We start from the raw sequence: 6,403 nt of genomic DNA on the forward strand, positions 1-6,403 counted from the left end.
CCGGACACCTGACGCGACGAACGTCATGGGGAAACGGCCTACCAAGCTTGCTGCCGCACCTCGTAGGTGAGGGTGTAGTGGTGGGAACCGAACCTACGGAACTCGGCTACCTGCTCACCCAGGCCCGAGAAGCGGGTTTCGATGTGGAAGTCGCCCAGGTGGTCGTCCGGGTCCGCAGAGTCCTGGTCCCACAGGGAGACGACGTCGGCAGGGCTGTCGACCATCGCGAACACCTGGTTGTTGGCGGGGCGGGTGTCGCCGTTGTTGATGCTGCCGCGACCCCAGACGCGCTGGCCGCGGAAGTCCACCCACAGCTCGTCCTCGCCGTTGTCCTGGGTCTCGATGCACCGCAGTTGGTAGAACCTCACGTAGTGACCCATGTCTGTCTCCCGGGTCCTTCTCGTTGTCGGACGTGTTTCCGACACCCATGAGAATGCGCGCATCGAGGCTGCCCTCGCGTCCACTCTGGAGTGGATTAGCCGTGTACGACCCAGGGTGTACGTTTCTGCCCGGCTCCGAGGCGGTTCCATGGAGCCATGAGTGACTCGAACGACCCCATGGATGAGACAACCGCACTGGTCACAGCCGTGGACGTCACCCTCGAACCCATCGGTGCCAGGGCGCTCCTCGTCGACCGGGACGCACTCCTCGTCCCTGATCCGCCGCAGCTCCTCACCGAGCCGCAGGGGGCGCTGGTCGCCGTGATCACCCCGGTGCCCGCCGGGAGCGGGCCGGTGGAGCGGATCGCGGTGGCCGACGTGGAGCAGCTCGGCTCCGGCGAACCCGGGCCGGGTGTGACGGCGAGCGTGGTCCGGCTCGCGGAGCGGTCCCGCTACGTGGTGCGTGCCGAGCCCTTCACCCAGCGCCGGCTGACCGAGGCACTGCTCGCGGAGAACGGCGACCTCTGGGCGGCGATGCGCGGACTCGGCTACGACTCGCCGGTGCCTGCCCGGACCCGAGAAGCGGGCCTGACCGCGCTGAGCGAGGACCGGCTCGACGCGTTCGCGGGCGGGCCCTGCCGGGTCATCCGCCTCTGCCTGCCGCACCCGCCGCGTCCCGACGAGTCGCACCCGCCGACCGGACCGTGATGACCGGGCCCCAAGGCGCCCTCGGCAGGCTGTACCGGGCGGCCCCAGCCGTCCAGGACTCGGTGCTGGCCACCGCCCTGCTGCTGCCCGACCTGTTCCTCTTCTCGGACTTCGCGCTCCCGCACGTCCGCCTGACTGACCGGCTGGTCACCGTCGGGTACGCCGTCCTCGGCTACGCGGCGCTCGCGGCCCGGCGGCGGGCGCCCCGCGCGGTGTTCGGCTACGTGTGGGCGCACGCCCTCGGTGGTGAACTCCTCACCGCCGCCGGGATGTTCGACTACAGCCCGACCCTGGCCCTGCTCGTCGCGCTCTACACCGTCGCGGCTCTCGGGAGTGCCCGGTCGGCCGGGCTCGCGCTGGCCTCGGTGACGGTGCCGGTGGCGCTCTCGGTGCGGGCGGCGCTCGCCGACGTACCCGCAGAGGAGCGGCTCACCTCCCTGATCGGGGTGGCCTGCTTCTACGGGCTGCTCAACCTGGAGGTGTGGGCCGTCGGCCGGTGGGCGCGGGCAGGGCGGGCCGCGGCCCTCCGGGACAGGCTCGCGCTGGCCCGCGCCCAGGAGGCGGTCCTGTCCGAACGGGCCTGCACGGCACGGGAGTTGCACGACATCGTCGCCAACGCGGTCACCGTCATGGTGTTGCAGGCGGGTGGCGCCCGCCGGGTGCTGCGGACCGACCCGGACCGGGTCGAGCAGGCCCTCGACCAGATCGAGTCGAGCGGCAAGACCGCCGTCGCCGAGTTGCGGCACATGCTGCTGGTGCTGCGCACCGACGGTGAGCGGCTCGCCGCCGAGGGGACGGGCTTCGGGCTCGCCGACCTGGACCCGCTCCTGAACGGGGTGCGCCAGGCGGGGCTCCACGCCCACGTGGAGGTGACCGGTGTCCCCGCCGCGCTCACCAGGAGCGTCGACCTGACCGCGTACCGGCTGGTGCAGGAGGCGCTGACCAACGCGGCCAAGCACGCGGGTCCCGGAGCGGCCACGGTCGTACGCCTCGACTGGCACGGGGCCGGCGGCCGGCTGCGGATCGAGGTCGGCGACGACGGACGGGGCACCCCGGCGACCGCCCGCCGCGAACTGTCCACCGGGCAGGGGCTGATCGGGCTGCGGGAACGGGTGGCCGTCTGCGGGGGCACGTTCGACGCCGGTCCCCTCAGGGAGGGCGGCTTCCGGGTCGCCGCCACCCTGCCGACGCAGGAACGGTTCCGGCAGGAGGCCGCGTCATGATCCGGGTGCTGCTCGCGGACGACCAGGCGATGGTGCGTTCCGCGCTCGCCATGCTGCTCAGCGGCGAGGACGGCATCGAGGTGGTGGGCGAGGCCGCCGACGGCGCGGAGGCGGTGGCCCTCGCGGCCGAACTGCGCCCCACGGTCGTCGTGATGGACGTACGGATGCCCGGCACGGACGGGGTCGCGGCGACCCGGCGGATCACGGCCGACGCCTTTCCCGGCGAGGCACGGGTGCTCGTGCTGACGACGTACAACGTCAGTGAGGCCGTCTATCAGGCGCTGCGGGCCGGGGCCTCCGGCTTTCTGCTCAAGGACGCGGCCCCCGCTGAGCTGGTGCGGGCGGTCCGGGCGCTCGCCGCCGGGGACGGCTGGCTGGATCCCGCGGTGACCGCCGGTCTGCTGGCCGAGTTCGCCGCCCGGCCGGAGCGGATCAGGCCGGCCCCCGAGGCACTGGCCGCGCTCACCGGCCGGGAGCGCGAGGTCCTCGTCCTGGTCGCGCACGGCCTGTCCAACTCCGAGATCGCCGCCCATCTGTTCATCGGCGAGGCGACGGTCAAGACGCACGTCGGGCGGATCCTCCTGAAGCTCGGTGTGCGGGACAGGGCCCAGGCGGTCGCCGCGGCCTACCAGAGCGGACTGGTCGCGCCGGGCTCGTCGCCGCCGGGGCCCTGACCCCGGGCGCCGCGACGGATCGTTTTCCCTCCACCTGTCACACGGTGGCCGTTACGATCACCCGGTCTGATCATCGACGTCATGCGTGAACCACAGGGGGCCGGTATGGGTACGGAGCAGCAGTCGAGCGGTGTCGCGAGACGGCGGGCGTTTCTGACGGGGGCCGTCGGCGCGGTCGGCGCGGTCGGCGCGGGGATCGTCGTCGGGGCGGCGACGCCTGCCGCCGCCGGCGTCGCCTCGGACTGGTTCGACGTCAAGGAGTACGGGGCCGTCGGGGACGGCGCCACCGACGACACCGCCGCTGTCCAGGCCGCGATCACGGCGGCCGTGGCGGCCGGGGGCGGGACCGTCTACCTGCCAGGGGGCAAGTACCTGGTCAAGCCCTCCGGTGACACCCCCGCACTGACGGTCACCGGGAACAACGTCCGGCTCGTGGGTGCGAACAGCAAGGCCGCGATGCTGGTGAAGGGCGCCGACGGGCTGTTGCTGCGGATGTCGGGGGCCGGCGCCGACAACACCGGTGCCACACACCGGCGTTACTGCTCCGTCGACAACCTCGGCTTCAACGGCAACGGGAAGACCGGGAAGCTGCTGGAGCTGTACTACGCCGACAACTGCTACTTCCGCGACGTCTTCATGACGAGCAACCAGGACATCTGTGTCGACGCCGTGGAGTTCTGGGACTCACGGTTCTACAACCTGGTGATCGAGGCGTGCACGGGGCCCGCGGGAAGCACCGCCCACCCCAACATATGGCTGCGCAACACCTCCACGGCCACCGCCGGAGCCTGGGGGCACAGCACCGACAACATCAACCAGATCCACTTCACCGGCTGCCGTCTGGAGGCCTTCGGCACCGGCGCGCTGTGGATCACCCAGGGCCCGGCGGGCACCAACAACCCCAACGGTGTCCATCTGACGGACTGCAAGTTCGAGACCTCGCAAATGCAGGGCGGCCCCCACCTCAAGGCCGACGCCTCCTGCAAGCACGTCCACGCGAGCAACATCTACGCCTACGCGGGCGGCTTCGCCACCGGCTACTCCACCCCGCAGAACATCATCTCCTGGGCCGCGACGGCCAGTTCGCTGGAGAACGTCCTCATCGCCAACGGCGGGACGGCCACCGTCAACTCGGGTGTGCTCGTCTACGCCGGGACCGGCGCGACCGCCGTACTCCGTGACGTCGTCGGTCTGTACGGCACCAAGCCGACCGGTACGCACCTCTACTACGAGGCGAGCAGCACGGGCGACTTCCTGGTGGAGAACTGCTACGGCAGCACCGGCGGACAGGCCAGTGGCACCATCCCCACCCGCAACCAGCCGGGCCCGCCGCTGCGTCTGGTCGCCGGACCCGTCACCGACGCCTCCTTCACCAGGACGCCCCTCGACGGGACCATGGCGGTGGACACCGCCTCCGAGCGGCTCTATGTGCGGGTGGGCGGCGCCTGGATGTGGACGCAGCTCAACGGGTAGTACCCGTCTCTTACCGGGCCTCTTACCGGGCCTCTTGCCGGGCTTCGGCTTCGGTTTTCTGGCGCTGCCTGGTCCAGAGCCACTTCTGGGCCAGGAGCGTGAGGGTGGCGGCCAGGACGATGCCCAGGAGGTTCAGGAGCAGCTGGACCGTGGAGCCCCAGGTCTGGTTGGTGTCTCCGTAGCTCAGGGCCACGGCCGCGTTCGCGGCGGCCGGGATCGTGGTCACCGAGATGGCCACACCCACCAGGGCGCCGGACTTCGCCGAGGTCAGGGAGAGGGTGCCGGCGGCGCCGGCCAGGACCGCCACGACGAACGAGAACCAGTCGTAGGCGTAGACGAAGCCGGTGTTGGGGCGGTCCGCCTGCAGCTGGGCCTCGGTGAACAGACCGACGGCGTCCATGAAGAAGCTGAAGCCGACCGTCACCGCCATCGCCGCCGCGAAACCCACGAGCAGTGCGGTGAGCGAGCGCGCCGCCAGTCTCGGCCGGCGTCGTACAAGTGCGGTGCTCAGACCGGCCAGGGGGCCGAACTCCGGGCCGACCGCCATCGCGCCCACGATCAGGATCGCGTTGTCGAGGACCACACCGCAGGCCGCGATCATCGTGGCGAGCGTGATGAAGGCGACGTACGTGATCGAGAGCGTCGACTCCTCGTGCGTCGCGTCCGCGAGGTGCTCCCACAGGACCGCGTCCGCACCCTCGCCGGGTGCCTCCTCCGCCGCCTTGTCGGCGCGCTTGGAGAGCGACAGGTCGATGTTCTCCACGGCGATCGAACCGGTCGCGTCGAGGTCCAACGCCCGCAGTCCGCCGATGAGTTCGTCGCCCGCCTCCCGGGCCACGTCACACATCACGACGTCCCCGGCGGGGTTGCGGGCGGCGCCGGGCAGGACGACCAGGTGCGTGGTGCCGACCGTCTTCTCGATCAGGCGGACCACGTCGTTGGTCCGGTCGGCGGGGGTGATGAGGCGTAGGTGGAGCATGAGGGCAGGGTACGACTACAGCATTACAGCTTGCGCAGGCTGAGACGTTGCACCTTGTGGTCCGGGCCCTTGCGGATGATCAGGGTGGCGCGGCCCCGGGTGGGGGCCACGTTCTCCAGGAGGTTCACCTTGTTGATGGTGCGCCAGGTGGTGCGGGCGTAGTCCAGGGCCTCCTCCTCCGACACCTGGGTGTACTTGCGGAAGTACGAGGACGGGTTCTGGAACGCCGTCTCGCGCAGGCGCCGGAAGCGGTTCAGGTACCAGCGCTCGATGTCCTCGGGGCGGGCATCGACGTACACGCTGAAGTCGAAGTAGTCGGCGAGGCCCACGCGGGTGCGGCCGTCGCTGCCGGGGAGGGCGGGCTGGAGGACGTTCAGGCCCTCGACGATCAGGATGTCGGGGCGGCGGACCGTGAGCTTCTCGCCGGGGACGATGTCGTAGATGAGGTGGGAGTAGACGGGGGCCGTGACCTCGTCCTTCCCGGCCTTGATGTCGGCGACGAAGCGGGTGAGGGCCCGGCGGTCGTACGACTCGGGGAAACCTTTCCGCGACATGAGGCCGCGGGAGGTCAGCTCGGCGGTGGGGAGCAGAAAGCCGTCCGTGGTCACCAGTTCTACGCGCGGGTGTTCGGGCCAGCGGGAGAGCAGGGCCTGGAGGAGACGGGCGACGGTGGATTTCCCGACGGCCACGGACCCCGCGACCCCTATGACGAACGGGGTGCCGGTCTGGGTGCCCTGCTCGCCCAGGAAGGTGTTCAGGGCTCCCCTTAGGCCGTCCGTGGCACCGACGTACAGATTGAGGAGGCGGGAGAGCGGGAGGTAGATGTCCCGCACCTCGTCGAGGTCGATGACATCGCCCAGACCACGCAGCTTCTCGACCTCCTCGGCGGTGAGGGGGAGCGGCGTCTTGTCGCGCAGCGCACTCCACTCGGCACGGGTGAGGTCGACGTAGGGAGTCGCCTCCGGC

The 6,403-nt window shown here is 70.9% G+C and carries 7 protein-coding genes; 4 read left to right on the plus strand and 3 right to left on the minus strand.

From position 1 onward, the window contains the following. Window positions 1-38 precede the first annotated feature (38 nt). Window positions 39-380, minus strand: a complete 342-nt coding sequence (locus ACWCRB_RS20735) for a hypothetical protein (protein ID WP_450997415.1) — start codon at window positions 378-380, stop codon at window positions 39-41. Window positions 381-536: 156 nt separating this feature from the next. On the opposite strand from ACWCRB_RS20735, the gene ACWCRB_RS20740 reads away from it, so the two are divergent. From ACWCRB_RS20740 to ACWCRB_RS20755, 4 genes are all read left to right on the plus strand, one after another. Further along, complete coding sequence (locus ACWCRB_RS20740; protein ID WP_450997416.1) at window positions 537-1,088, plus strand: hypothetical protein; 552 nt, start codon at window positions 537-539, stop codon at window positions 1,086-1,088. Next, window positions 1,088-2,311, plus strand: a complete 1,224-nt coding sequence (locus ACWCRB_RS20745; RefSeq protein ID WP_450997417.1) for a sensor histidine kinase — start codon at window positions 1,088-1,090, stop codon at window positions 2,309-2,311. The genes ACWCRB_RS20740 and ACWCRB_RS20745 overlap by 1 nt, the downstream gene beginning before the upstream one ends. Beyond that, the gene (locus ACWCRB_RS20750) at window positions 2,308-2,985 is read left to right on the plus strand and encodes a response regulator (RefSeq protein ID WP_450997418.1); all 678 of its coding nucleotides are present in this window, start codon (window positions 2,308-2,310) and stop codon (window positions 2,983-2,985) included. The genes ACWCRB_RS20745 and ACWCRB_RS20750 overlap by 4 nt, the downstream gene beginning before the upstream one ends. Before the next feature lie 81 nt (window positions 2,986-3,066). Next, entirely contained in the window at window positions 3,067-4,458 is a 1,392-nt protein-coding gene (locus tag ACWCRB_RS20755; protein WP_450997419.1) for a glycosyl hydrolase family 28-related protein, read from the plus strand. Window positions 4,459-4,480: 22 nt separating this feature from the next. Here the strand turns inward: ACWCRB_RS20755 and ACWCRB_RS20760 are convergent, their stop codons facing one another. Continuing rightward, window positions 4,481-5,437: a DUF389 domain-containing protein gene (locus ACWCRB_RS20760; RefSeq protein WP_450997420.1), complete on the minus strand. Its 957-nt coding sequence runs from the start codon at window positions 5,435-5,437 to the stop codon at window positions 4,481-4,483. A gap of 23 nt (window positions 5,438-5,460) precedes the next feature. After that, a partial coding sequence (gene coaA / locus ACWCRB_RS20765) for a type I pantothenate kinase (protein WP_450997421.1) occupies window positions 5,461-6,403 on the minus strand: 943 nt, incomplete at its 5' end.

The organism is Streptomyces sp. NPDC002156 (assembly GCF_053593675.1).

Coding starts and splice junctions, on each gene's coding strand:
- ACWCRB_RS20735 (WP_450997415.1), bottom strand. CDS start 380: ATGGGTCACTACGTGAGGTTCTACCAACTGCGGTGCATCGAGACCCAG.
- ACWCRB_RS20740 (WP_450997416.1), top strand. CDS start 537: ATGAGTGACTCGAACGACCCCATGGATGAGACAACCGCACTGGTCACA.
- ACWCRB_RS20745 (WP_450997417.1), top strand. CDS start 1,088: ATGACCGGGCCCCAAGGCGCCCTCGGCAGGCTGTACCGGGCGGCCCCA.
- ACWCRB_RS20750 (WP_450997418.1), top strand. CDS start 2,308: ATGATCCGGGTGCTGCTCGCGGACGACCAGGCGATGGTGCGTTCCGCG.
- ACWCRB_RS20755 (WP_450997419.1), top strand. CDS start 3,067: ATGCGTGAACCACAGGGGGCCGGTATGGGTACGGAGCAGCAGTCGAGC.
- ACWCRB_RS20760 (WP_450997420.1), bottom strand. CDS start 5,437: ATGCTCCACCTACGCCTCATCACCCCCGCCGACCGGACCAACGACGTG.